This is a genomic window from Auritidibacter ignavus, from assembly GCF_003703835.1.
In the GTDB taxonomy this organism is placed as follows: Bacteria; Actinomycetota; Actinomycetes; order Actinomycetales; family Micrococcaceae; genus Auritidibacter; species Auritidibacter ignavus.
This window is the reverse complement of record NZ_RDQR01000015.1, coordinates 1-24259: the sequence shown is the minus strand read 5'-3', so window position 1 is coordinate 24259 and position 24259 is coordinate 1. Positions and strand designations below refer to the sequence as shown.

Sequence of the window (24259 nt, the reverse complement as noted above, 5' to 3'; positions counted from 1 at the left end):
CCCCATCCAGCACTATGATCAGCAAGCACGGAGTGTGAGATGAATTCACCAGCGCCTGAACCCACCGGGGCGATCATCGTCCAATCCGATCGCAGTATTCTGCTCGAGCTCCAACATCCTGCCGCCGACGACGCCCGGCGGGCCCTGGCCCAATTTGCCGAGCTCGAGCGCGCGCCCGAGCATGTCCATACCTATCGCATGACCGCGCTGGGCTTGTGGAATGCGCGGGCGGCGGGAGTGGACGCTGAGCAAGTCATCGATACGCTGTTCACCCATTCGCGCTATCCCCTACCGCAGAACCTGCTGATCGATATTGCCGAGCTGATGTCGCGGTATGGACGACTCGCTCTGACCGTTGACCCCCAACACGGGCTCGTGTTGCGTAGCGATGATGCCGCGGTCCTGGAAGAAGTGCTCCGTGCTCAGACCACCCGGGACCTGGTGGGTGCACAGTTAGATGGCTACACGGTGGTAGTTCATTCCACCGCCCGCGGTGAGCTCAAACAGGCCCTGGTCCAGCTGGGCTGGCCGGCCGATGACCAGGCCGGTTACGTCGAGGGCACCGCATTCCCGATCCAGCTCACCGAGAACGAAACCTGGCAGTTGCGCGACTACCAGCGGATGGCGGTGGACAACTTCTTCGCGACCGGTTCCGGGGTGGTGGTGATGCCTCCGGGCTCGGGAAAAACCTTGGTGGGGGCGGCCGCATTGGCTGCCTCCAGTACCATTGCCCTGGTGTTGGTGACCAATACTGTCTCGGCTCGACAGTGGAAAGCCGAACTGCTGGCCCGCACCACCCTGACCGAGACTGATGTGGGTGAGTATTCCGGATCGAAGAAACAGATCCGCCCGGTCACCATCGCCACCTACCAGGTGCTGACCACTCGCCGTGGTGGCATCTATCCGCACCTTGAGCTGGTCAACGATCACGACTGGGGGCTGATCATCTACGACGAGGTTCACCTCTTGCCAGCCCCGATCTTCCGGATGACCGCGGATCTGCAGGCTCGGCGCCGGTTGGGACTGACCGCCACTCTCGTGCGTGAAGACAATCGCGCCGATGAGGTTTTTTCGCTGATCGGCCCGAAACGCTATGACGCACCGTGGAAAGATCTTGAGGCACAAGGCTGGATCGCCCCGGCCAGTTGCACCGAAATTCGGGTTACTCTCTCAGCCGAGGACCGGATGGGGTACGCCATCAGTGACCGTGGCGATCAATATCGTTGGGCTGCCACCGCCGAGTCCAAGATGCCGGTCATTACTGAGCTGGTTGACTTCCACCGATACGAGCAACTACTGGTCATTGGTCAGTACGTGGATCACCTCGAAGCCATCGGGGATGCCATCGACGCTGAGGTCATCACCGGGTCGACCTCGGTGGCTCAACGGGAGAAGCTTTTTAATGCTTTCCGCGCCGGGCAAGTGCAACGGCTCGTGGTGTCTAAAATTGCAAACTTTTCCCTGGACCTGCCCGAAGCAACAGTCGCCATCCAGGTCTCGGGGGCCTTTGGCTCTCGCCAAGAAGAAGCACAGCGTTTAGGTCGACTCATGCGCCCCAAATCCGATGGACGCAATGCGTACTTCTATACGGTCGTCAGCCGCGACACCGTCGACCAACAATATGCCGCCTCCCGGCAGCGCTTCTTGAGTGAGCAAGGCTATAGCTATCGGATCCTGGATGCCGGCGATCTGCCAGACCACCTACCCTGACCGCGCCGGGGAAGTTACTCAGCAACATCTCAGACATCTTCCAGCTAAGTATTCCAGAATTAACAGCATGACCAATATGAATGCTCAGCCTGCCGAGGCGAAGTTGCTCGTCGTTGACGATGAGCAGAATATTCGTGAGTTGCTGTCAACGTCCCTGCGTTTTGCAGGGTTCGAGGTTGTCGCAGCCGCCAACGGCCGTGAAGCACTGGAGGCTGCCGAACAAGAACAACCTGACCTGGCTGTACTCGACGTCATGTTGCCCGATATGGATGGCTTTACCGTCACCCGGAAGTTGCGCTCTCACGGTATGCACTTCCCGGTCGTCTTTCTCACCGCCCGCGATGATACCGGCGACAAAATCACCGGCCTTACGGTGGGTGGCGATGACTATGTGACCAAGCCGTTCTCGCTCGACGAGGTGGTCGCTCGTATTCGTGCCGTATTGCGTCGCACCGCACCGGCCGAAGATGACGAGGCTATCCTGCGGGTCGACGATCTGGAACTCGATGATGACGCCCACGAAGTGCGACGCGCTGGACGCTCCATCGATCTGTCACCGACAGAGTTCAAGCTGTTGCGCTACTTGATGATAAACCCCAACCGCGTGCTGTCCAAGGCACAGATTCTGGACCATGTCTGGGAGTACGACTTCAACGGTGATGCCTCAATTGTCGAGTCTTATATTTCTTATCTGCGCCGCAAGATCGACACCGACGACGAAGAAAAAATGATCCACACCAAACGCGGTGTGGGCTACATTCTGCGTACCTCGGCCGGCAAACGCTAATTCTGGGCTGTCACTCACTCAGCTATGTCCGCTACCTCGTCCGCTTCGATTCCGCAACCTCCGCAGTATCCGCCCCCGCGACCGCATCACGGTCCGCGCACGCGCAATCCAGTGAAGTACGCCTCACGCTCTTGGCGTAGCTTTTCCTTGCGCACCCAGCTGACCGTGATTACCTCGTTGCTGATGCTGGCTACGGTGATGGTGACCGCGGTCCTGACCGCCTCGCTGTACCGCCACGAGCTGATTCGCAGTATGGATGAAGATCTCTTCGCGAACCGCTCCAATGTCTCGGTGTACTTGACCTCGCTGGGTCAAGCCGACCAATATTTGGGCGACTTTCAGCAATCTATTGTGCGGTTCTATGGGGAATCGTGGACCAACGATGGCCAAGTCGTAGCCTCCATCCGCTCAGAAGGCTCCGATACTCCAGCCATCGAGCCCATGACCGCCGAGGAAGCCATCGCCCAAGGCAACACGCCATTTACGGTACCCGGGCGCAATGAGGAAGGTAAGTCCTGGCGTGTCCAGGTCTATCGATTGGATTCCGGGTCCGGGTCGGTCGCGGTGGCATTGCCCATGGCGCCGATTGAGGAGTCGGTGGAACGTGTCACCACCTTGGTGGTCAGCATCGGACTGCTCGCGACCGTGGTGGCGACCGTCATTGCCTACGTGGTCGTCACCCGGTCTTTCCGGCCGTTGAATAGAGTGCAACGTACCGCGTCCAAGATTGCTGCTGGCGATTTAACCCAACGCGTGCCTCCGGGCCCGCCGGATACCGAGGTTGGCCGATTGGCCCGGTCCTTGAACGCGATGCTGGCCCACATTGACAACGCTTTCCATGCCAAAGAGTCTTCCGAATCACGAATGCGCCGTTTCGTCCAGGACGCCTCGCACGAGTTGCGCACCCCGCTGGTGACGATCCGAGGATTCTCTGAGTTGTACCGTCACGGGGCGATCACGAATGACGATGACGTGAAAACGGCCATGAGCCGTATTGAATCCGAAGCCACCCGTATGACCCAGCTGGTGGAGGATCTTCTGACCCTAGCTCGATTGGACGAGTTGCGTGACAGTGACCAGCAACCGGTCGATCTGCTGGTTCTGGCCAGTGACGCCGTGCTGGACACCCGAGCCTCAGCTCCGGATCGCACTATCCAACTGGTGGGACTCGAAACCGATCAACCCGAGTCCGCAATGACCACTGGAGACGAAAATAAGCTCCGGCAGGTCATCTCAAACCTGATTACCAACGCGCTACGTTACACGCCCGACGGCACTCCTTTGGAGATTGCTGTGGGGTCCGTGGATGTTCTCTCAGGTCTGCCAGGAAGTTCCGGTGCGAGCAACGCTGAAGAGCGCAACTCCGTCATCGAAATCCGTGACCACGGCCCAGGCATTTCCGAAGAAGATGCCTCCCGGATCTTCGAACGCTTCTATCGGGCTGACTCCTCACGACATCGCCAAACCGGGGGCACCGGACTGGGCCTGGCTATCGTTGCCGGGATTGTCTCCCAACACGACGGGTCCGTTCGCCTGCAAGAGACACCAGGCGGTGGCGCGACGATGTCGGTTCGCTTGCCATGGCGTCCCAGTGACGAGGCAGTCGAGGATGATAGTGACGACGATGACGCTACCGACGACGAGCCCACGGATCAGGACGAGATGGACGAGACGAACGCAGGTGCAGATCAGCATCACCGGTCTGAGGACCCCCGCGGGGCCTGACAGTTCGGGCTCATCCACACCTTCTTAGGTCACAACGCCACGTGAGATCTGTTATCCACAAAATCGTGCGGTGCCACGGTGTCCTCGGGAGAACTTCTTAGGCTGAAATCACCGGCCCACTCCGGCGCCGGAGATTCCCGATCCTTATGAAATGACCAGGAGACGACATGGCTATTGTTCAGATCGACACCGACGACCTATTGGCCAAATCCCGCCAGGTAGAAACCTCAGTGGGACGGTTGCAAACCGAAGTCAACACCATGGAAAGCCACCTGCGCCAGCTCGAGGGCACCTGGAAAGGGCAGGCCTCAGAAAACTTCCAGACGCTACTGAGCGAATGGCGCGCGGTACAAGCCCGAGTGGAAGAATCCTTGTCCTCCATTCGTGAAGCGATGTCACAGGCAGCCACCCAGTACCTGAATACCGAAACCTCAAATGCTTCAATGTTCCGTGGTTAACACCAGGTTCTTCATGTTCTGATCTTAGTCCAGTACCAGAGAGTAGCGGTCATGGATCCAGCTGACAATGGGTAAGCTGGGACCATGACCGTTCTCATTGACCCGGCGCGGTGGCCGGCTTACGGCACCGTGTTTTCTCATCTGGTCTCAGATGAGTCTCTCGAGGAACTACACGAGTTTGCGCGGGTGAATAACCTCGATCCGAGGGCTTTTGACGGTGATCATTACGACGTTCCGGTCGAGCTCTACGACAATCTGGTCGCAGCCGGTGCCGAAGAAGTCTCCGGTCATGAGCTGGTGCGTCGTTTGGTGAAATCTGGGCTACGCATCACTGCCGCTGAGCGGAGTTCCAAACTCGAAAAAATCCTCCACCGTCGCTTCGACCGACTGTTCCCAGAAACATCCGAACTGGATCGAGACCCGGTGTTCACCGATCTGTATCAACGGTGGTCGCAGCCGCACCGGCACTACCATGACCCCTCACACCTACTGTCGGTTTTAAAAGGGATAGATCTTCTCGAGCGGGCCGGAGAACCTCTGGGCGAGTTTCCTCGCGCGGCAAAATTAGCGGCCTGGTTCCACGACGCGGTCTATCGGGCCGACCCCCATCTTCCGCCCGGACAAGATGAAGAGGATTCAGCCCGACTGGCCGAACGTGTCTTGCCGACCCTCGGCGTCCCCGGCCCCGAGATCCTTGAAGTCTCCCGTCTGGTCCGCCTGACTTTCACCCACGACCCGCATAACGACGACGCAGCTGGTCGCATCCTTTGCGATGCAGACCTGGAAGTTTTAGGTCGCAACCCCGGCCCGTATCAGCGCTACCAACAAGCGGTTCGTCGGGATTTCGCCAAGGTTTCGGATGACGACTTCACCACCGGGCGGGAGAAAGTGCTACGCGGAATTCTGGCGAGAAACCCGATTTTCAATACCCCGACCGCGATCAAGCGATGGGAGCGTCAGGCCCGCAAGAATTTGATTGCCGAGATCTATCCACGACCGAAAGGCATCGAGAAGGATCCCGCCTCAGAGACGAAAACAGCCCGCCAGCTCGACGACGTCAAGCGTATTGAGCGTGCCCGCAAGCAGGCGATCAAGAAGATAGAACAAGCCAAAAAGTCCGCTCGTTAGAGCGGACTTCGACTCAGATCACAGCGGGGCGCGAACCATCCGGTTCGCGCCCCGCTGTGATCTCAAGAGGTCCATCACCCCCGGGGGGGGGGAGGGTGGGGTGGTTACATCATGCCGCCCATACCGCCCATGCCGTCCATGCCGGCATCGCCACCGGCAGGTGCCGGCTCCGGCTGGTCGGCGATAACAGCCTCGGTGGTCAGGAACAGACCAGCAATCGAAGCAGCGTTCTGCAGAGCCGAGCGGGTAACCTTCACCGGGTCGTTCACGCCAGCTTCCAGCAGGTTCTCGTATTCACCGGTGGCAGCGTTCAGGCCCTCACCAGCAGGCAGGGACTTGACTTTAGCCACCACGACGCCGGGCTCATGGCCAGCGTTTTCGGCGATGTGCTTCACTGGCGCTTCCACAGCGATCTGAACGATCCGAGCACCGGTGGCTTCATCGCCCTCCAGCTTCAGCTCGGCGAACGCTTCAGCAGCAGCCTGAATGAGTGCCACGCCACCACCGGCAACGATGCCCTCATCAACAGCAGCCTTAGCGTTGCGCACAGCGTCTTCAATACGGTGCTTGCGTTCCTTGAGCTCAACTTCGGTAGCAGCACCGGCCTTGATCACGGCCACACCGCCGGCCAGCTTAGCCAAACGTTCCTGAAGCTTTTCGCGGTCGTAGTCCGAGTCAGAGTTCTCAATCTCAGCCCGGATCTGCGCCACACGACCGGAGATCGCATCGGCCTCGCCAGCACCTTCAACAATGGTGGTCTCGTCCTTGGTGATGGTCACCTTCCGAGCGGTACCCAGCATGTCAACGGTGGCGTTCTCCAGGGTCAGGCCGACTTCTTCAGAGATGACCTGCCCGCCAGTGAGGACAGCGATGTCGTTGAGCATCGCCTTACGACGGTCACCGAAGCCCGGAGCCTTGACCGCCACAGATTTGAAGGTGCCACGAATCTTGTTGACCACCAGGGTAGCCAGGGCTTCGCCTTCAACGTCTTCAGCGATAATCAGCAACGGCTTGCCGGACTGCATGACCTTTTCCAGCAGACCGACCATGTCGCGAGCGTTGGAAATCTTGGAGTTGACGATCAGAATGTAGGGATCTTCCAGAACCGCTTCCTGACGGTCAGTATCAGTGACGAAGTAACCGGAAAGGAAGCCCTTATCGAAGCGCATGCCTTCGGTCAATTCCAGGTCCAGGCCAAAGGTGTTGGACTCTTCAACGGTCACCACACCTTCCTTGCCGACCTTATCTAGGGCTTCCGCAATCAGTTCGCCGATCTGTGGGTCAGCAGCAGAAATAGAGGCGGTCGCTGCGATCTGCTCCTTGGTCTCGACCTCGTGGGAGCGAGCAACCAGCTTCTCAGTCACAGCCTGTACGGCCTTGTCGATACCGCGACGAATCGCGATGGGATCAGCCCCGGCAGCGACGTTGCGCAGTCCCTCTTTCACCAGGGACTGAGCCAGCACGGTCGCAGTGGTAGTACCGTCACCGGCAACATCGTCAGTCTTCTTCGCGACCTCTTTGACCAGTTCGGCCCCGATCTTCTCATAGGGGTCATCGAGATCAATTTCTTTAGCGATAGACACACCGTCGTTGGTAATGGTCGGAGCGCCCCAGGATTTCTCCAGGACGACGTTACGACCACGCGGGCCGAGCGTCACTTTGACGGCGTCAGCCAGCGTGTTCAAACCCTTTTCGAGGCCACGGCGTGCTTCTTCATCGAATGCAATGGTCTTAGCCATGAAATGCACAAGTCCTTTCTGGACGAATCTCTCGGTGAAGTCCCACACTCAAGTGCCCGCGACGGACGGTGAGGAGCAACCACCGGGTGGCGGTTTACTCCCGACCTCACTGGAGTGAAGGGCGTCTACTTCTTAGGGCAACTTTGGCAGTCACAACCTAAGAGTGCTAACTCCATTATTAGCACTCCCCCCGGGCGAGTGCAAGTAGAGTTCCGGGGCTGTTCATCGCAAGAGGAGCCCTACTGAACGACCACTACGGTCAGACCGCTGACCGTGTCATTCTGCTGGGCTTGGCCACCCACCTGAGAGGCAACTTCTTCGGCGGTGGCTTGCAGTGCTGGATCATCAAAGTAGACGATGTTGGAGGTCACCGGGCCCCCATTCCAATCTCCGACGGTCACAACATTGAACCCAGCTTGGGTCAACTCAGCTTCGGTTTGGGCAGCGAGACCGTTAATGGTGGTCGAGTTATATACCGAGACGGGAGCTTGATAGTCAACCTCCGCGGATTCCTGAGTCTCTTCCGTGGCAGAGGGCTCAGCACCGGTTGCGTCCTCGTCGACAGCCGTCTCAGCGTCGTCCGGGACGGCGGAATCAGCGGGATCCGGCGAGCCAACATCGTTGCTAGCATCCGAGGCGTCTGTGGGTGATTCCAAGACAGCGTCCGGATCCTCCTCGGGCGAGGGGCCTGCCACCACAGGAGCATCAGCGAAAATTTGCGACCGTAGTTGAGGGAGCAAAATGAAACTGAAAGCACCAATGGCCAACGCCAACCCTGCGGCCAGAATGATCCAGATCAGGTGGGCGCTGGATTCGGGGCCACGGAAATCTGCCCGGTGGGCCCCGTGCTCGGTGGTGTATTCCGGAACGTGAGAGAACCGGTCTGGCTCATACTCTGTCTTGGACATCTTGTTCATCTAGTGGTGCTCTGTGGGTGGCGGTCGGCGCGGTCGGCGGTGCGACGACGTTGGCGAATGCGGTTGATCAACATCGGGTCGGCGGCGATGGCGCGTTCGTCGTCAACGAGCCGTGTCAGCAACTGGTAGTAGCCGGTGGGCGTCATGCCCAAGTCATCTTGAATGGCCCGGTCCTTCGCTCCGGAGTACCGGAAAGAACGGCGCTCCAAGTCCAGCACCTTTTTTTCACGGTCGTTCAGCGGTTCCAACTTCGTCATCGTGGCCCAGTCTAGTAGAGCAGGCTGGTTCTCACCGGTTAGGCTCGCACTATGGTTGCACCTTCGGCAGACTCCTCCAGACCCTCCAGCGCCTCCGGCTCGGCCCGTGACTCAGCCGCTACCGCCTCACAGTTACCGCCGATGCGTCATCCATTGGATCCTGGCTGGGCCCAGGCGTTGGCACCGTGTGCGACACAGTTTCAGCTCATTGCTGACCGGCTGGGTGACCTGAACGCACGGAATGTGGAAGTCTTGCCGGAACCCGACAACATTCTCCGGGTGTTTCGCCAGCCTTTTGATCGCGTACGGGTCTTAGTGCTGGGACAGGACCCCTATCCCACTCCAGGGCATCCGATGGGGATGAGTTTTTCTCTTCATCGTAACGTCCGGCCCCTGGCACGGTCGCTGACCAATATTTTTCAGGAATTACACGATGACCTGGGCATCACCCCGTCGCAGCATGGCGATCTCACTCATTGGGCCGATCAAGGCGTGCTGATGCTCAACCGTGTGCTGACCGTCACCGCTGGATCGCCGGGGTCACACCGCGGACTGGGGTGGGAGGAGATCACTCAGCAGGCAATTGAAGCATTGGTCGCTCGAGGAACGCCGCTGGTAGCTCTGCTGTGGGGCGCTGATGCCCGCAAAACCAAGCCCCTGATTCTCGGCGGCACCAACACTGCGGTCATTGAGTCACCGCACCCCTCACCCCTCTCGGCCCGACGGGGCTTTTTTGGGTCCAGACCGTTCTCCCGCACCAATGAGTTCTTGGTCGCCCACGGGCTCCAACCGATTGACTGGGAACTTCCGCAGTAGGTGAACCCCTGTCGTCTTTGCGACTAACGACGACCAATCCGGCGACGCTCGTTATCGGAGAGTCGACCGGTCAGCGGCCGAGCCAGAGTATCACCGAGCACCGACCCGAAGGCCATAGCCAGAATGATCACCATCGCGTTAAACATTCCAATCAAGCCCGAGGGGACGGTTTCAGCTGAGATGGTGATCCGGTACATCGAGCGGAAGATCATCAGCCCGGGTAGCAAGAACATGATCGCCGGCACGGCAACCACCAGCTGGGGTGCGCCCAATCGGAGCGCGACAATACGTGCTAGGAAACCGACAGCCACTGCTGCGAACGCGGGCGTGACCGTGGGCCCCAGGCCGAGATTTTCTCCGGCCACATACGCCAAGTAACCGATGCCGGAGACCAAGCCGGTGGGCAACAGCAGTCGCACCGAAGACTGATCACTCATGGCCGCAAACAGAGCGGCCATCAGGACGAATAAGGCCAGCAGCCATACCGGGTATTCATAGTCCGGAACCCGGGTCAGGTCGATTTGTGGCACTCCGATCAGGTCCGAGATCGCCACAGCGACCACAATGCCCGCCACCAGACCGATATAACTGAGCAGGGATGAAACCATACGTCCGGCAGCCGTCATCGGGAAGCCGTTAATACCGTCCTGCACAGCCGAGACGATGCGAAGCGCAGGTAGGAGCATCATCAGCGACCCGGCGATGACCGCCGAGGGGTCTTGGAAAACATCGAAGGCGTACAAAGCCAGCGCCACCCCGGTAGCCACCGCGCCACCGGTCATGGTGGCAAAGACTTCAGGCATGCGGATCCGTCCCATCAGATCCACGGCCGTCATGGTCATGATCATCGAGAAAAACGTCATCAAGCCGGCCATTGGACTACCGCCGATGAACATCACGAACGACGTGCCGAATAGTCCAGTGGCCAGCAGTGCAACCCAGCCCGGGAAGGTCTTGGACTGGTGACGGATCTCGGCCAGTTTTGCTTCGGCCTCGTCTCGGGTGGCGTCGCCGTTGGCAATCCGGGTGACCAGCTGGTGGAGGAAGGACAGCCCCGCGTAGTTCGAGGACCAGGAACGCACCACGCGCTGATAGGTGAAGGGGGTTTCCCCGGCGGGAACGTAGTTCAGAGAGATCGCTTGGTTGGTGATGTCGATTTCCGCGTCGGGGACGCCGAATGCTTGGGTGACCACAATAATGGAGGTTTCGACCTCCAGCGCACCAGCTCCGAAACGGAACATGGTCTCACCCAAACGCAACGCAAATTGCAACGTATTGCCAACATCAGCATTTTCAGCGACTTGACGATAGTCGCGTCCAGCGTTGGCAACTCGTCGGGCTTGATAGGGCGACTGGAAAAGACGGTTATTGAGCTGGAGCGCTTGGGTAGGGATCGAGTCAACGAAGGAGTGACGATCCTCTGCGGCGTTACTGGGAGCAGTATCAGTGGCGCTTTTCCGAAACACGCCCCCGCGGGTGCGCCCGCCGAGATTGGGTTTCCAGGTCGGTAGCCCGGGAAAACGACGACGGGAAGGCTCGGCTTCCGTCTCGGTCTCCGAGGCATAGCCAGCTGGAACTATCGGCTGAGGGTCGGTCGCGGGACGCCGCCATTCATCAAACTCATGACGTTGGTCCTCACTAGTCTTCTCGGGCGAGGAGCCACCGCGCTCGGACTGGTCCTCCGAGTCTCGGGGAGTAACCGAGGGAAGGTCCGTGGTGGTAGACGACAGCACCGAGGTAGGCACCGGGTCATGATCAGCCACCGGTTCCGGTTCTTCGTACACCGGTGCGGTCTGTGGCGCTGACGCATCCGGGTTGGGTGCCACCACAGCCGGGCGAATGACGGGAATGACGTCCGAATCTGTGCTGGGCTGTTCTGTCGGGGCCTCAGAATGATCCGTTGAGGTGGTTTCTGTGACGTCTTCGTCGCGTTCGGTACGCACATTTTTAGACATACTGCCTCCTCAAAAAGTTCATTCTGATGCCGAGATTCTCAGCCTTAACCCACCCTAAATTTTAGGCCGTGTTGAGCTGGTCCGTGACAGTTGTCGTGAGAGTGACTCATCGCGTTCTACTATCCAGTAAGGCGCTTTATGCGACGTGAATTGGCAAAGCACACGAACAGTGATGCACGTTGCTGTTCCGTCGTGAGCTGCGCGTTAGCCCGGGATTAAAAAAACTCAGTGGGGCTACCCAATTCGGGCATCCCCACTGAGCTAACATCCAGAGCCAAAACTCAGCGCTTAGTGCTCATCGTAGTGATCCTCGTGTAGCGCGTGACGGTGGCCATCGTGAATATAGTCCACGTGATCACCGTGCTGAACTGCTTCGTGGCCACAGTTCTCGCCGTGCTCATGGTCTTCAATGGTGTGCTCGGCGACGGACTCATGCTCGTCGTAGTGGTCACCGTGCAACGCGTGACGGTGGGTCCCATGGATGTAGTCCACGTGATCACCGTGCTGAACTGCTTCGTGGCCGCAGTCCTCGCCGTGCTCGTGCTCTTCAATGGTGTGCTCAGCGTGTACATCTTGCTCGGTCATGACGACTCCTTTTCATCGGTGCCTGTGGGTTCTATTGGCGCGTCAACGCTTGTCTCAGGTTCTTGAACGTGGGCCAGCGCATCATCGATCACGTGACTGACGTGAAGGTCAGCCAAGTGATAGATCACTTCTTTGCCCGATCGGACCGCGGTCACCAAACTGGCCTGCCGAAGGGTCCGCAGATGCTGGGAGACCAGCGGTTGCGACAGTCCTGTCGCTTCCGCAAGCGCCCCAACAGTGCGAGGCTCATGTCCAATCTCGTGCAACAGTTCCAATCGGGGAACGCTACCGAGAACTTTGAACAATTTCGCCGCCTCGGCAACGCCTGATTCGCTGTCCATATTTCTATTCCACCAGACATATAAAGATATTGCAATATGTACACATGACAATAATCGGAGTGCAACACAGATCACTCTCCGCGTTGTCTATCATCTACATCTTAGACATGAAAAAATCCCCGCTTGCTCGGAGCAAACAGGGACTCGCCGTGGATCCTACTGGATTCGAACCAGCGACCTCTCGCGTGTGAAGCGAACGCTCTAACCAGCTGAGCTAAGGATCCGTACAGAGGTCATACTTTAGCAGGAAGATGAGTCAACGCGAAATCGGACGTCGCGGTGACCACACTGCATCGTTAGCCCCGACCATGCCTGAGGACTGTCTGGGAATCAATCCCAGGATGCCAGCCACGGGCGGAAGGTGACCGGCGTGCAGGTTATTCCCCGAATTCAACGCCGAGGGCCCTGTATCCACTAGTGGATACAGGGCCCTCAGCGTCAGAGCCCCCTGCCGGATTCGAACCGGCGACCCTCTGTTTACAAGACAGATGCTCTGGCCAACTGAGCTAAGGAGGCAAAGCCCTCAGGCAACTTCTCTAGCATACCGGATCGGTAGACTTGTCGGCGATTTCATCTTGCAGACGCGAGCGGCCCGAACTGTGGCAGATGCCAACCGGTTCGGGCCGCCCAGCTGCATTCATGCCTCGAGTGCCTAGTCCTCGATGGCGTTATTCACATCGTCCTGGAAGGAATCCTGAGTGGTAAACGTGCCGTTGACCCAAATGGATGGAGTTCCCGCAATACCACCTTCACGAGCCTTCGCCGCGGTGTAGTCCACGAACGGACGGTAGGTGTTATTCGACATACAGTCTGAAACGTCAGCACCGTTATCGCTGGCCAGCTGTTTCAGCTCATCGTTGGACAGGCCTTGGCCCTGATGGGTGCTATAGGTTTCGAATAATGCGGTGAGCACATCATTGAACTTTTCGGGATGCTCTGCAGCGGTGCACAGCGCGGTGTTGGCAGCCCGAGACGAGAAGTTATTCGTTCCGGGGTTATCCAGGTAGTTAACCAAGCGGTACTCGACCGTGATCTCTTCGGCGTCTAGCTTCTCATTAATGAACTCGGAATTGGCCATTTCGAAGTCAGCACAGTGCACGCAGTCCGGGTCGGCATAGATAATGACCTGGGCGGGCTCATCCTGGTCACGTTCTTCCCCGCCGGGCACCTCTTCGGGGGGTTCATCGGTGATATTGGATTCGCCTACCTCGTTGGCGCTGACTTCGCCGAGAGACTCGCCCTCAGCGAATTCTGTCGTAGACACCAAGGTAATACCACCGTGTTCATTGGCGATGGTCGGGGCTTCACCAGATTCAGGAATGGAACGGTTTTGGTTCCATATAAGCAACCCGGCGATCACCGCAATGACTAGAACCACCACACCAACAATGCTCCAGGTGGTGATCTGGGCGTTGCGTTTTTCTTTTTTCAGTTGTTTTTCGTGCATCTGGCGCGCTCTGGTTCGCGCATCCCCTGCGGACTTGGAGTTTTTGGCCATATCTTTGATCCTCGACAACGTGGTGGTCACGGGCTCCTGGGATAGCATAACCGGTGATCGTGCCAAGGATCTGAATATCTTAAAGTTTGTGTCTCAGCTACACAGGACTCGACAGCAACCGGAGTTCGGGGCACACTCATGTACTAATGAATTCCGCTCCACATCCCATCAATGACCAGGTCCGCATTTCCTCGACACACTCCTCTCCCACGCTCAGCGCCGAGCTCTTGGACCTACCCCTGCACCAGAACCTCGAGGATTGGCCCGAGCAGGTGATCACCGCACTGCCCCGTGGTATTTCGCGACACGTCGTGCGATTCGTCCGGTTGCCCTCGGCAGTGGTAGCGCTGAAAGAAACCACACCGGCACAGGCCCAAGCTGAGTACGGATTATTACGCCAGCTCGGCCGGCGCGATATCCCCTGTGTGGTGCCCCTGGCGGTGATTACCGGCCGCCGGGATCCCGCAGACGAACCACTCCCCGCTATGTTGGTCACCCAACATCTACCTTTTTCTCTGCCGTATCGGGCCGTGTTGAGTCAGCAACTCTCCCGCGACACCCTCACCAGGGTGATCGACGCGCTAGCAGTACTGATCGTCCAACTACACCTCGAAGGATTTTATTGGGGCGATATTTCACTGTCGAACGTGCTGTTTCGTCGCGATGCCGGCGGGTTCGCCGCCTATCTGGTCGACGCCGAGACCGGGGAGCTACGCACGAACGTCTCGGCCGGGCAACGCGCCCACGATATGGAGATTGCTCGGACCAATATTGCCGGCGAGCTCATGGATCTGATCGCCGGTGGCTTGTTGGCCGAAACCGTTGACCCGGTGGCCACCGCGGAGCAGGTCTCTGCCAGTTACCGCAACCTGTGGCATGAATTGACCACCGACTTTGCGGTGCCCACCGATCAGCGTATGCACCTACAAGACCGCATCCGTCGGCTCAACGAGCTAGGTTTTGATGTTGAAGAATACGATGTCACGCCCGCCCGCGGTGGTCGTGAACTGGTGCTGAACCCCAAAGTCGTCGATCCCGGCCACCATCGCCGTCGGCTACTGCAATTGACCGGGCTGAGCGTGGAAGAAAATCAAGCTCGCCGACTGTTGCAGGCCATTGACGACTACCGAAGAGAACAACACTGGCAGACCGATGAACACTTGTCTGCTCAGCTGTGGCTACAGCAAGTCTTCGACCCGATCATTCAGCACCTACCGGCAGAACTGGCTGGCAAGATGGAGCCGGCGGAAATCATGCACGAGATTTTGGAGCACCGCTGGTATCTCTCCGAACGGGCCGGACAGCAGGTCAGCCTTGAAGAGACCGTGACGTCTTATCTCCAGGAGATTCTGACACCGCGTGCTCCCGATGATCCCCTCACCGCAGATACGGTCTCCCGCTCACAGGCTTCTCGTCCCAACACCGAGTACCATCACCGCCCCGGGACGTATCAGGGCCCGTCTGGGAACGACTAGCGCCTCCAGGTCGTTGGTGACCACCTCGTGCACCGGATCAAATCCGGTCAGTAGGTGCACATCCTGTGGGCGTTGCTCACGACGTAAGATCCGAGCCTCGACGGGGTCGGGCCCCCAGGCGAGGAGCAGATGCAATCGTGGCACTGCGGGGCTTGGTGCGGTAGGAACAGTCCGGATCAGGTGGATCAGTCCGGTCTCCGGGTCCACCGTGGTGTGCACCGAGTCAAACGAGTCGAGCGCCTCGGGCGATTCGGACTCACCGGTCCGCAGCAGGGCAGGGAGCTGTCGTCGAAGCTGAATCAGCCGGCGGTAGAAGGCCAGAGCTTGCCGGTGCCCCACGCGGTTTGGCTCGTCCCAGTCCAAGACCGCCAGGTCTCGGGTGGCGGTTGCCGTGGGCTCGTGCACGGTGTCGGGGTCCCAACCGGTGGCGGCAAACTCGAGACGTCGCCCGGTTGAGACCCCGGTGATCAGCTCGGGTTCGGCGAAGTCGACAAAAAAGGGGAACGGGGTGCGGGTGGCAAATTCTTCGCCCATGAACAGCATTGGGGTCCCCGGGGCGAGTAGCATCAGGGCCGCTTGCCCCATGGCCCGGGATAACTCGATGCTGGCGGTCGGACGATCGCCAGCGGCCCGGTTGCCGACCTGATCGTGGTTTTGGATGGAAACGATCAGCTGGCTGGGCCGGTGCCGGTGATGGTTCAGGGCTCGGCCGTGGTGGCGACCGCGGAAACTGGAATAGGTCCCGTCGTGGAAAAACCCTTGATCAATGGCTTTGGGTAGCGCGTTCGGGTCGGCGAAATCAGCGTAGTAGCCCTGGGTCTCCCCGGTGGCGGCCACGTGGACGGCGTGGTGGAAGTCATCGGACCACTGCCCATGCGGTCCCAGGCCGTTGGTCTCGAGCCCATCGATCATGCGCGGGTCGTTCAGGTCGGATTCGGCGATCAGCACCCGGTTCACCCCGGTCTGGGCGCCAATCTCATCGGTCAGCGCGCGCAACTGTTGTAGGATGTGGACTGCTTGGGTGTCGGACAGCGCATGCACCGCGTCCAACCGGAACCCGTCGACCTCGTAGTCCAGCAAGAGCATGCGGGCCTGATCGAGAATATAGGTCCGGACCTCGTCGGAATCGGGACCGTCCAGATTGGGGCCGGCGCCCCACCGGGTCTCGTCGGCGCCTTGATAGGGGCCGAATTGATTGAGGTAATGTCCTTCGGGGCCCCAGTGGTTATAAACCACATCCTGAATGATTCCGAGCCCACGGGCGTGAGCCGCCTGGACCAGCCGGGCGTATTCGGCCGGTCCGCCGTAACTGGCCTGAATAGCGAACCAGTTCACGCCGTCATAGCTCCACCCGAAACGACCGGGGAATCCTGCCACCGGCATGAGTTCCACGTGGGTAACCCCTAGCTCGACGAGATAGTCCAGCCGTTCTATGATCCCGGCAAAATCCCCGGTGGGGCTGAACGTGCCGGGATGTAGCTCGTAAATCACCATCTCGGCGAGTTCATTGGACCGTGCTGGGTGGCTGGGTGCCGTCTGCGACGATGCGCACGGTAACGGTGGTACCGGCCGGGAGGGGCCGTGCACGCCGTCGGGTTGATACCGCGAGCGCGGGTCCGGGAAGGGCCCGGACCCGTCCAGCACGTAGCCGTACCCTGCCCCGTTGGGGATCTCGCCCCGGTGTTTCTCATTCAACCACCACCAGCCCCCGGCCTGATCATCGGTGGTCAACCGGTAGCGGGCAGTCACCGGCCAGGTGTCTGCGGTGGCCAGCCCGTCAGTGCGTTGAGCGAGCTCACCGGCAGGTTCGGTGACGATTACCAGCTCGATTTCTTCAGCTTCGGGGGCCCAGACCGCATACCGGCGACGGCTGGCCGGGGGAGAGTGGAAGTGAAAGGCCGAGTCGTTGTTCATCACGGGACTAGCCTGCCTGTTCTGTGTCACCGGCTGTGTCCGGATCGTCTTGGTGCACCAGGTCCTGTGGGGCAAGCAGGGCCACCGGAAGAATGTGGAGTACATCAGCCACCTCGATGCGGCGGTTAGCATCCGAGCGGTAGCTGGTACCGGTCAGCAGGTCTAGGTAGACGCATTCTGCCTTCGGCACCACAATGCTGGTCGTGGTGTCCCATCCGCCCTGGCGTTCCAGGCCCAGCGGCCACCGGGTTGCCACCGCAATGGCTTGGCCACGGATGCAGCCGATCACGTGGTCGTCCCCAGCCTGGTCACTATGTACCTCAAGCGGGATGTATTCGGTGAACCAGTCAGGACAATCCGAACGCAGGTGCAAGACCTGGGTGGTGATCCACAACTTCGTCAGATCGGCGAACTCGCCCCAGGCCGCTCGATCGATGCCGGCACCGGGCGCTGGGTCGGGCGGCGGGGTCAGACCGGGCGAACCCAGCGCCTCGACCCGTCGGTCCAACTCATCGAGCAGATCGGCGCGGTAGGCGAAATCCACCGCGCACCGATTATCCGGGTCTACCATAGTCGGGAACACGATTTCGGTGCCCTGATAAATATCGGGCACACCCACCGAGACCAGGTGCAAGAGCTTCAGGCTGAGCTGATTCGACACCGCGGCCGGCACCAGCTCGCTGGTGAACTGCTCCCACAGCGCCCCGACGGGGTGGGCATCATCGAGTAACAATTCCAGGGCCTCGCCCAGCTGGTGTTCATACTCCTGATCTTGCTCGGTCCAGGAGGTGATCGCCCCAGACTCCCGGGCTGCTTTGACCGCGTAGTCGTCCCACCGCTGATATTCCAGCCCAGCGTTGGACAGTGGCTGAGCGCCGAATCCAGTTTCTACCACGATTTTCCATAGCGCCAGATCGTCCCCCACCCGTGGGAGCTGGTCGGTGATCATCCGCGTCAGTTGCGCGAAGGTCTCGGCCCACTGCTGGGCACACTCGCTGAGCACGTGGATGCGAGCGCGCACGTCTTCCGAGCGTTTGGTGTCGTGGGTCGAGATGGTCGTCATCGTTTCTGGCCACCGGGTCAGCCGGTTGCGTTGCTGGTCGTGAAATTCTTGGACACTGATGCCGATTTGGGCTGGGTCTGCGCCGACTTCATTGGCTGAGCTGAGCAGACTGAACCGATAGAAGGCGGTGTCTTCGACTCCCTTGGCCATCGCCATCGAGGTGGTTTGCTGGAATCGGATGGCGCCGGGATGTTGCGGGTCGGCCAGGACCGGCATCAGCTGTCCAACGACCTCGGCGACGCTGGGATCGCGCTCGACCGCCACCGCGGCGGCCTGATGCAGGTACTCCTCGCCGAGTGGCACATAGCTACGGTACACCGGGAAGGCACACATCAGCGTGGTCAATCCGACCAATAACTGCTGGTCATCGGACTCGCGTCCCAGGTCCGGGGCCACCAGCCGGGCCACCGCGTGCAGGTCCGGAGTCAGCATCTGTGTCACCGCCCGGTGTTTGAGCTGGTAGACCAGGTCCCGGTACCGCTCGACCGGATCGTGCTGCCGGGGTGTTTCCGCTGCCTCGCTGGCGGTCATACCCGCTAAAACCTGGGTTCCGCGCGGGTCGATGAGTACCCGGTCGAGTGCCTGCAACGTGTCATAGCCACAGGTGCCCTGCACGGGGAAGCTCTCAGGTAGTGCTTCTCCGGGTTCCAGAATCTTTTCGGCCACCACCCAGGCGTTGTCGCCAATGTGGTCCCGGAGCTGACGCAGAAACTGCCCCGGATCGGCCAGTCCGTCGATGTGGTCCAGGCGTAGCCCGTCTGCCACCCCGTCGGCGAACCAGCGACGGATTTCTGTCGTGGCTTCTTGGAAGACTATCGGATCTTCTATCCGCAGCGCGGCCAACTCGTTGATCGCAAAAAACCGTCGATAGTTGACCTCGTACTCGCCATCTCGCCACGGCTCGAGCCGGTAATGCTGCTGGTCGTGGATACCCCGCACCCAAGCGGCATAAGCAACTGGGTCGTCCTGCGGGGGTTGGCCCGACAGGTCGGTGTCTTCGGCCAATGGGTACTCATTGTCGTCGTAGCACAACCGCAGATCTGTTATGCCTTGGTCTGCCCCGGCCCCGGCCTCCGCAGTGCTTTCGCGCACGCACAGCCGGTCGCGTTCGGCGCCCGGGTCTTGTGCGGTGCCCTCCCCGAGCACCGGAATAACCAGCCGGTCGTCGCCGGCCGCCCAGTCAATGTCGAAAAATCGCGCGTAGCGCGAGGTCGGGCCATGGGCGAGCACATCCCACCACCACGGGTTTTCGGCTGGCACCCCCACCCCGACGTGGTTGGGCACTACATCGATGATCAGCTGTCCCCCGTCGGCATGCACCTGCTCGGCCAGCGCCTGCAGGGACTGGGCACCACCGCGGGAAGCATCCACGCAGGTGGGGTCCACCACGTCGTAGCCGTGGTCTGACCCTGAGTTGGCCTGCAATATCGGAGACAGGTATAGTCCGGTCACTCCTAACCGACGCAAATATCCCCACAGCTGGCCAGCATCGGCCAAGGTGAAATGGTCGCTCAGCTGCACGCGGTAGGTAGCGGTAGGTGCTGTCATCGAGGTGTCCTCACTGTTGATTCTCGTCCGTCTCGCCACTGATATGGGGTTCACCGGTGTGCTCATCGAAGATGATCCGAACTCCAGATTCTTCACGACCGTCCTCATAGACCAGCGTGGCGTCCAGGGCATAACCGATCCAGCGATTGGGTTCGACTTCCACGACCTCGGGATATTTGGTCGTGACGTTGTTGGTGATGACCCGGTTGGTATTCGCGTTGGTCACCAGCCCCCAGATCAGTAGCCCGGCGCCGATCACCACCAACCCGAGTCCCGCCCAGGTTTCAAAGCGGGCATCGATCCGGCCCTCGGGACCTTCCACCCGGGCGTCGGCGCCTTCAAAGGCCATGGTCTTACCGGTGTCGATAGCCCGGTAACGGCGTTTCCGCCAGGCGGCATGAGCCGATACGGCGAGCCCCGCAATCGCCAGGATGACTCCCAGCCCGATCAGAAGGTTCCCGCTCTGTAAATCAAGTGTTTCGTACATATGTCCATTCTCGCCTATGGCAACCTCGCCGTTCACAGCTATTGATGAGTTCATCGCTGAGGCCACACTCCCGGCGGCCATCAGCCATCCGGTTGCCACCGCTCCTATTCGTGCGGAGAGCTCCTCGGCGATACGGGCCCCACCGGCCCGCTGAAAGACCGCGCCACCCGACAAGGGCGAGTAGGCCTGAATCTCAATGCCCAGCGTGTCGCGGTGTTCGATCACTCCCATCCAGCCGGGGTACCGGTTGGGGTCCACCACTGCCCCCAGCACGTCGGGGACGGTCAGACTGGCTTGCACCTGGTGAGCGCTAATCGTTAACGTCCCCTGGGAAGCCTCGGCCAACACCTGGTTGAAGGCCTCCAACCGGGGCGCGGAAAAATTGGAAACGCCCACCTGCCGGGTGATCTTCTGTCGGTGTGCACCGACCAGGGCCAGAGCAGTATCCCGCAACGAAGTCCGTGGATCGGGACGGTGAATCAGCACCCGGTCAATGGTGTCCACACCGAGGTGTTGCAGGCAACGTTCCAGCCCGGCGCGGATGTGGTCGCCGGAGTTGTTATAGCAGGTTGGGGTTTCGTCGGTGCCGGCAACGACGCCAATTTTTGTTTGCACCTGTAACTGCTCGCGCCATTCGGGTTGTTCGACCAACAACCAACCCAGCGCTGTCTCTGCACGACCCCGACGATAAATATCCGCGGTGTCCACCCAGAGCTGATGGTCGAACACCGCAGAGCCCGGTTGCTGGTGTGCTTGCACCCAGCGGGAAAGGATCTCACGCGCTCTCACCGGGTCGTCCCATTCCATGGTGCCCAGCATGATTGAGGCCTGCTTACTCATACCCACCACCCTAGGCTCTGACCTGGCAGAAGACGAGAGGAAGCCTATTGTGGTGGTCACAGAATCTGTGGTGGTATGAGGATATGAAGTTTGCGACCTTCCGTGTCCCCGATGAGCCCACCGATAAGCTCGGTGCGAGTTTCGTCGCTTTGATTACCGAAACCGAAACTGACGCACAGGGAACCGAGCACGCCACTCTGGGAGTCCAGATCCCCGAGTTCACAGATGTGGGGCAGCTAGTCACTCAGCCGCCCGAGGTCCGCCAGCAGCTGGCGGAACGCGCCTTAGAGACCACGACAAAGGATCCACGCCAGTTGCTCGATGTCAGTCAGGCTACTTATGACACGCTGATCCCCTACCCCGCAAAGGTGTTCTGCATTGGGCTGAACTACCGCAACCACATCAAGGAAACAGGACTGGAACTTCCGGATTATCCCACGGTGTTTACGAAATTTTCCCAGACACTGACCTCAGCAGAAGCATCCATTGCGATCCCCGCAGTGGACCACCGGCTTGACTACGAAGGGGAACTGTGCGTGGTGATCGGGACACCGGGTCGGAACATCCCCGAAGACCAGGCCCTAGATCACGTGGCCGGCTACACCATTTCCAATGATTTCTCATTGCGTGGCTATCAGGGACGCACCTCGGAGTGGACACAGGGCAAGATTTTTGAAGCTACCACCCCGATCGGCCCCTGGCTGGTCACCCCCGATGAGTTTGACCCCAACGCCCGGATTACCACGCTGGTCAACGGTGAGGTGCGCCAAGACGATTCCGTGGGCGATCTGGTCTTCACCCCGGCACAGTTGATCAGCTACCTCTCCGAGATTATTACGCTGTCACCCGGTGATTTGATCCTGACCGGGACTCCGGGTGGCGTCGCACTGGCGATGAAGAACGACAAAGGTCGCCGACCGTGGCTGGTGCCCGGTGATGAGGTGGAAACTCGCATTCAGGGACTCGGTGTCCAGCATAATGACATTGTCTCGTCCTGACTCGGTCACTCGCTTCGGGATCCTTGGGGCAGGTCGAGCCGGAACCGCGCTGGCCCGGGTCGCCCACCAGGCCGGTTTTGAGGTCGATATTGCTGCTTCCCGGCCACCGCGAGCTCTGAAGTACCATCTAGCACAGTACGCTCCCCATGCTCATGCCGTTGAGGCTGATGAGATTGCAGCCGAAGTTGACCTCGTGGTGTTGATGGTGCCCCAAGAAGATCTGGACGACGTCGATCCTGAGACCCTATCTGGAGTGGTGCTGGTTGATGCCACCAATCGGTGGGAGGAGGAGCCATTGCCGGCCTGGCTGCAGGCACTGCGATCTGAGGGGCTCTCCTCCTCCGAGGCTGTTGCCGCGCACTTCTCCAGCACGCTGGCTGTGGTTAAGGCATTAAATCATATTTCGCATTGGGACCTGGATGCCGCCGATCGGTTCACTGCCACTCCACGACGTGCCTCAGCACTTGCCACCGATGTCCCGCAGGTAGCCACGCTGGTTGCCGGTATGCTCGACCAACTCGGGTTCGCCCCGGTCACGTTACCAAACCTCGCGTCTGGCTGGGTCCTCGAGCCGGGCGAAAAACTCTTCAACCGGCCGATGGACGCTGAGGTGATGATCGATGAGCTCCGCTATCTGTTGCCAGGGTCCCGCCAGGACTAAAATAGCGTATCGGAGAAATAACTAAGCCCTCCGTGCCATGCACGAAGGGCTCAAAGGTGGTCGGGGTGACAGGATTTGAACCTGCGACCTCGTCGTCCCGAACGACGCGCGCTACCAAACTGCGCCACACCCCGGTGGGTTGAGTCCGTGGCCTTTCAGCCACGAGTACCTATCATAAACCCACAACCGGAAATATCCAAAAGACGTCTCGTAGCTCACACATGGACACGTTGTGTTGATTCAGCCACGTCGCATCATCACGTGCGGAATCTCTGCTTCAATGAAAACTTCGCCCTCTCTGCGGAAACCCAACGACGTGTACCAGTTTTCTAAATGCGCCTGCGCGTGCAACTCAATCTGATCTTCCGGATAAGCAGCCACGGCTGCTTGCACCAGAGCTCCAGCCAGTCCTTGACCGCGATAATCACGATGGGTAGCAACCCGACCAATGGCAATACGTTGTGGCCCTTCACGGAGCACACGTAGCGTGCTGATCGGGACGTCACCGTCCTGCAACCACCACATCTCCGCGCCGGGCTCGAGATCTCGACCGTCTAATTCTTCGACGCTGATCACGCCTTGCTCCATGACAAAAACCTGGAATCGCAAACGCGCTATACCGTAGCAGAGTAAGGGGTCCAGGTCTTTCCACTGCCCGCAGTGGGGCAGCCTCTTTCTGCTGGTCACGTAGCTAGTTTAGCGTTGTACTTTGTTCCGGCCCGACACGGCTCCATAGATCGCCAGAACGATCACCGCGCCTCCAACGGCCAGCACCCACGAGGACAGCGACCAGAATTCGTTCACCCCGACACCAAAGATGAGGTTACCGAGCCAGCCACCGACCATGGCCCCAAGTGCACCCACAATCAGAGTGGCGAACCAGCCATGTTGTCGTCCCAGAATCATCCTGGCGATGATGCCGGCCAAGAGTCCAAGTACGAGAAAAGCAAAGAAATTCATGGTGGTTCCTTCCTTCAGTCAACCTACCCAAGACAGTGTCCGTGGTACGCACGGATACTCAGCCAGAAAAGCGTCAACACCCCGAGCTCTACCTCGTGAACGGTCACACAACAATCAAGACCTACCCAGCGAAACAAATAATAGCAAATCAGATTGAAAACCGCGTGCCCGAGCACAAGTCCCGTCCCAAGTACCACCGGAAACATTTCGACGAAGCGAATGCGCAGCAGATCTGTCGCAACCGATCGACAGTCCGCGGAAGAGCTGGGTGGTGTTTGGTGGGTTAAATGGTGGTCGGGGACGAACAGAGCCTGGGCGGTGGTGGCGTCGTTGTCACCGGTGTGGTCTGTTCGTCCCCGACCGTGTAATGATTGTCCGGCGGTGTCCTACTCTCCCA

General features: G+C 59.5%; 21 protein-coding genes and 3 tRNA genes. 9 read left to right on the top strand and 15 right to left on the bottom strand.

Features of this window, described 5'->3' with window-relative positions:
- Positions 1 to 39 precede the first annotated feature (39 nt).
- The 5 genes from DYI20_RS08320 to DYI20_RS08300 all read left to right on the top strand — a co-directional run bounded on the left by DYI20_RS08320 (position 40) and on the right by DYI20_RS08300 (position 5808).
- Positions 40 to 1710, top strand: coding sequence for a DNA repair helicase XPB (locus tag DYI20_RS08320; protein ID WP_110110794.1), 1671 nt, complete (start codon positions 40 to 42; stop codon positions 1708 to 1710).
- A 76-nt stretch (positions 1711 to 1786) separates the two neighbouring features.
- A complete protein-coding gene (locus DYI20_RS08315) occupies positions 1787 to 2497 on the top strand; it encodes a response regulator transcription factor (RefSeq protein WP_110099453.1) in 711 nt (236 codons plus the stop codon).
- 24 nt (positions 2498 to 2521) lie between these two features.
- A complete protein-coding gene (locus DYI20_RS08310; protein ID WP_122549285.1) occupies positions 2522 to 4222 on the top strand; it encodes a sensor histidine kinase in 1701 nt (566 codons plus the stop codon).
- 167 nt (positions 4223 to 4389) lie between these two features.
- A complete protein-coding gene (locus DYI20_RS08305; protein WP_110099423.1) occupies positions 4390 to 4680 on the top strand; it encodes a WXG100 family type VII secretion target in 291 nt (96 codons plus the stop codon).
- A gap of 84 nt (positions 4681 to 4764) precedes the next feature.
- Complete coding sequence (locus DYI20_RS08300) at positions 4765 to 5808, top strand: DUF4031 domain-containing protein (protein WP_110099424.1); 1044 nt, start codon at positions 4765 to 4767, stop codon at positions 5806 to 5808.
- Positions 5809 to 5912: 104 nt separating this feature from the next.
- Here DYI20_RS08300 and groL read toward each other — a convergent pair whose 3' ends face one another.
- From groL to DYI20_RS08285, 3 genes are all read right to left on the bottom strand, one after another.
- The gene (groL, locus tag DYI20_RS08295) at positions 5913 to 7547 is read right to left on the bottom strand and encodes a chaperonin GroEL (RefSeq protein WP_110099425.1); all 1635 of its coding nucleotides are present in this window, start codon (positions 7545 to 7547) and stop codon (positions 5913 to 5915) included.
- Positions 7548 to 7786: 239 nt separating this feature from the next.
- Positions 7787 to 8455, bottom strand: coding sequence for a LytR C-terminal domain-containing protein (locus DYI20_RS08290; protein ID WP_158524764.1), 669 nt, complete (start codon positions 8453 to 8455; stop codon positions 7787 to 7789).
- Positions 8456 to 8460: 5 nt separating this feature from the next.
- Entirely contained in the window at positions 8461 to 8721 is a 261-nt protein-coding gene (locus DYI20_RS08285; protein WP_110099427.1) for a DUF3263 domain-containing protein, read from the bottom strand.
- A gap of 141 nt (positions 8722 to 8862) precedes the next feature.
- On the opposite strand from DYI20_RS08285, the gene DYI20_RS08280 reads away from it, so the two are divergent.
- Positions 8863 to 9537 (top strand): uracil-DNA glycosylase, encoded by a 675-nt coding sequence (locus tag DYI20_RS08280; RefSeq protein WP_110101401.1) that lies wholly within the window; start codon positions 8863 to 8865, stop codon positions 9535 to 9537.
- 23 nt (positions 9538 to 9560) lie between these two features.
- Here the strand turns inward: DYI20_RS08280 and DYI20_RS08275 are convergent, their stop codons facing one another.
- The 6 genes from DYI20_RS08275 to DYI20_RS08250 all read right to left on the bottom strand — a co-directional run bounded on the left by DYI20_RS08275 (position 9561) and on the right by DYI20_RS08250 (position 13865).
- On the bottom strand, positions 9561 to 11492 hold the full coding sequence (locus tag DYI20_RS08275) for a threonine/serine exporter family protein (protein WP_110099428.1): 1932 nt from the start codon (positions 11490 to 11492) through the stop codon (positions 9561 to 9563).
- A 288-nt stretch (positions 11493 to 11780) separates the two neighbouring features.
- Positions 11781 to 12077 carry a hypothetical protein gene (locus DYI20_RS08270; protein WP_110099429.1) on the bottom strand — a complete coding sequence of 99 codons (297 nt, stop codon included), beginning with the start codon at positions 12075 to 12077 and terminating at the stop codon, positions 11781 to 11783.
- Positions 12074 to 12418: an ArsR/SmtB family transcription factor gene (locus DYI20_RS08265; protein WP_110099430.1), complete on the bottom strand. Its 345-nt coding sequence runs from the start codon at positions 12416 to 12418 to the stop codon at positions 12074 to 12076. The genes DYI20_RS08270 and DYI20_RS08265 overlap by 4 nt, the downstream gene beginning before the upstream one ends.
- A gap of 150 nt (positions 12419 to 12568) precedes the next feature.
- A tRNA-Val gene (locus tag DYI20_RS08260) sits at positions 12569 to 12642 on the bottom strand.
- A gap of 218 nt (positions 12643 to 12860) precedes the next feature.
- Positions 12861 to 12934, bottom strand: a tRNA-Thr gene (locus DYI20_RS08255).
- Between the two features lie 136 nt (positions 12935 to 13070).
- Positions 13071 to 13865, bottom strand: a complete 795-nt coding sequence (locus DYI20_RS08250) for a DsbA family protein (protein WP_158524763.1) — start codon at positions 13863 to 13865, stop codon at positions 13071 to 13073.
- 197 nt (positions 13866 to 14062) lie between these two features.
- Between DYI20_RS08250 and DYI20_RS08245 the strand changes: the two genes are divergently transcribed.
- The gene (locus DYI20_RS08245) at positions 14063 to 15391 is read left to right on the top strand and encodes a DUF4032 domain-containing protein (RefSeq protein ID WP_110099432.1); all 1329 of its coding nucleotides are present in this window, start codon (positions 14063 to 14065) and stop codon (positions 15389 to 15391) included.
- On the opposite strand, the gene treZ is transcribed toward DYI20_RS08245, so the two are convergent.
- The 3 genes from treZ to DYI20_RS08230 are packed head-to-tail and all read right to left on the bottom strand — an operon-like array spanning position 15317 to position 21243.
- Positions 15317 to 17305: a malto-oligosyltrehalose trehalohydrolase gene (treZ, locus tag DYI20_RS08240; protein ID WP_243857690.1), complete on the bottom strand. Its 1989-nt coding sequence runs from the start codon at positions 17303 to 17305 to the stop codon at positions 15317 to 15319. The genes DYI20_RS08245 and treZ overlap by 75 nt on opposite strands.
- A gap of 7 nt (positions 17306 to 17312) precedes the next feature.
- The gene (treY, locus tag DYI20_RS08235; protein WP_158524762.1) at positions 17313 to 19916 is read right to left on the bottom strand and encodes a malto-oligosyltrehalose synthase; all 2604 of its coding nucleotides are present in this window, start codon (positions 19914 to 19916) and stop codon (positions 17313 to 17315) included.
- Between the two features lie 10 nt (positions 19917 to 19926).
- Positions 19927 to 21243: an aldo/keto reductase gene (locus DYI20_RS08230; protein ID WP_110099435.1), complete on the bottom strand. Its 1317-nt coding sequence runs from the start codon at positions 21241 to 21243 to the stop codon at positions 19927 to 19929.
- Between the two features lie 83 nt (positions 21244 to 21326).
- Between DYI20_RS08230 and DYI20_RS08225 the strand changes: the two genes are divergently transcribed.
- Together DYI20_RS08225 and DYI20_RS08220 are read left to right on the top strand one after the other, a co-directional pair.
- A complete protein-coding gene (locus DYI20_RS08225; protein WP_110099436.1) occupies positions 21327 to 22241 on the top strand; it encodes a fumarylacetoacetate hydrolase family protein in 915 nt (304 codons plus the stop codon).
- Complete coding sequence (locus DYI20_RS08220) at positions 22222 to 22902, top strand: NADPH-dependent F420 reductase (RefSeq protein ID WP_110101351.1); 681 nt, start codon at positions 22222 to 22224, stop codon at positions 22900 to 22902. Before DYI20_RS08225 ends, DYI20_RS08220 begins: the two co-directional genes overlap by 20 nt.
- A 57-nt stretch (positions 22903 to 22959) precedes the next feature.
- Here the strand turns inward: DYI20_RS08220 and DYI20_RS08215 are convergent.
- The 3 genes from DYI20_RS08215 to DYI20_RS08205 all read right to left on the bottom strand — a co-directional run bounded on the left by DYI20_RS08215 (position 22960) and on the right by DYI20_RS08205 (position 23862).
- A tRNA-Pro gene (locus DYI20_RS08215) sits at positions 22960 to 23036 on the bottom strand.
- Positions 23037 to 23142: 106 nt separating this feature from the next.
- The gene (locus tag DYI20_RS08210; protein ID WP_110101350.1) at positions 23143 to 23490 is read right to left on the bottom strand and encodes a GNAT family N-acetyltransferase; all 348 of its coding nucleotides are present in this window, start codon (positions 23488 to 23490) and stop codon (positions 23143 to 23145) included.
- Positions 23491 to 23598: 108 nt separating this feature from the next.
- A complete protein-coding gene (locus DYI20_RS08205) occupies positions 23599 to 23862 on the bottom strand; it encodes a GlsB/YeaQ/YmgE family stress response membrane protein (RefSeq protein WP_110099439.1) in 264 nt (87 codons plus the stop codon).
- Between the last annotated feature and the right edge of the window lie 397 nt (positions 23863 to 24259).

Coding starts and splice junctions, on each gene's coding strand:
- DYI20_RS08320 (WP_110110794.1), top strand. CDS start 40: ATGAATTCACCAGCGCCTGAACCCACCGGGGCGATCATCGTCCAATCC.
- DYI20_RS08315 (WP_110099453.1), top strand. CDS start 1,787: ATGAATGCTCAGCCTGCCGAGGCGAAGTTGCTCGTCGTTGACGATGAG.
- DYI20_RS08310 (WP_122549285.1), top strand. CDS start 2,522: ATGTCCGCTACCTCGTCCGCTTCGATTCCGCAACCTCCGCAGTATCCG.
- DYI20_RS08305 (WP_110099423.1), top strand. CDS start 4,390: ATGGCTATTGTTCAGATCGACACCGACGACCTATTGGCCAAATCCCGC.
- DYI20_RS08300 (WP_110099424.1), top strand. CDS start 4,765: ATGACCGTTCTCATTGACCCGGCGCGGTGGCCGGCTTACGGCACCGTG.
- groL (WP_110099425.1), bottom strand. CDS start 7,547: ATGGCTAAGACCATTGCATTCGATGAAGAAGCACGCCGTGGCCTCGAA.
- DYI20_RS08290 (WP_158524764.1), bottom strand. CDS start 8,455: ATGTCCAAGACAGAGTATGAGCCAGACCGGTTCTCTCACGTTCCGGAA.
- DYI20_RS08285 (WP_110099427.1), bottom strand. CDS start 8,721: ATGACGAAGTTGGAACCGCTGAACGACCGTGAAAAAAAGGTGCTGGAC.
- DYI20_RS08280 (WP_110101401.1), top strand. CDS start 8,863: ATGCGTCATCCATTGGATCCTGGCTGGGCCCAGGCGTTGGCACCGTGT.
- DYI20_RS08275 (WP_110099428.1), bottom strand. CDS start 11,492: ATGTCTAAAAATGTGCGTACCGAACGCGACGAAGACGTCACAGAAACC.
- DYI20_RS08270 (WP_110099429.1), bottom strand. CDS start 12,077: ATGACCGAGCAAGATGTACACGCTGAGCACACCATTGAAGAGCACGAG.
- DYI20_RS08265 (WP_110099430.1), bottom strand. CDS start 12,418: ATGGACAGCGAATCAGGCGTTGCCGAGGCGGCGAAATTGTTCAAAGTT.
- DYI20_RS08250 (WP_158524763.1), bottom strand. CDS start 13,865: ATGCACGAAAAACAACTGAAAAAAGAAAAACGCAACGCCCAGATCACC.
- DYI20_RS08245 (WP_110099432.1), top strand. CDS start 14,063: ATGAATTCCGCTCCACATCCCATCAATGACCAGGTCCGCATTTCCTCG.
- treZ (WP_243857690.1), bottom strand. CDS start 17,305: ATGAACAACGACTCGGCCTTTCACTTCCACTCTCCCCCGGCCAGCCGT.
- treY (WP_158524762.1), bottom strand. CDS start 19,916: ATGACAGCACCTACCGCTACCTACCGCGTGCAGCTGAGCGACCATTTC.
- DYI20_RS08230 (WP_110099435.1), bottom strand. CDS start 21,243: ATGAGTAAGCAGGCCTCAATCATGCTGGGCACCATGGAATGGGACGAC.
- DYI20_RS08225 (WP_110099436.1), top strand. CDS start 21,327: ATGAAGTTTGCGACCTTCCGTGTCCCCGATGAGCCCACCGATAAGCTC.
- DYI20_RS08220 (WP_110101351.1), top strand. CDS start 22,222: ATGACATTGTCTCGTCCTGACTCGGTCACTCGCTTCGGGATCCTTGGG.
- DYI20_RS08210 (WP_110101350.1), bottom strand. CDS start 23,490: ATGGAGCAAGGCGTGATCAGCGTCGAAGAATTAGACGGTCGAGATCTC.
- DYI20_RS08205 (WP_110099439.1), bottom strand. CDS start 23,862: ATGAATTTCTTTGCTTTTCTCGTACTTGGACTCTTGGCCGGCATCATC.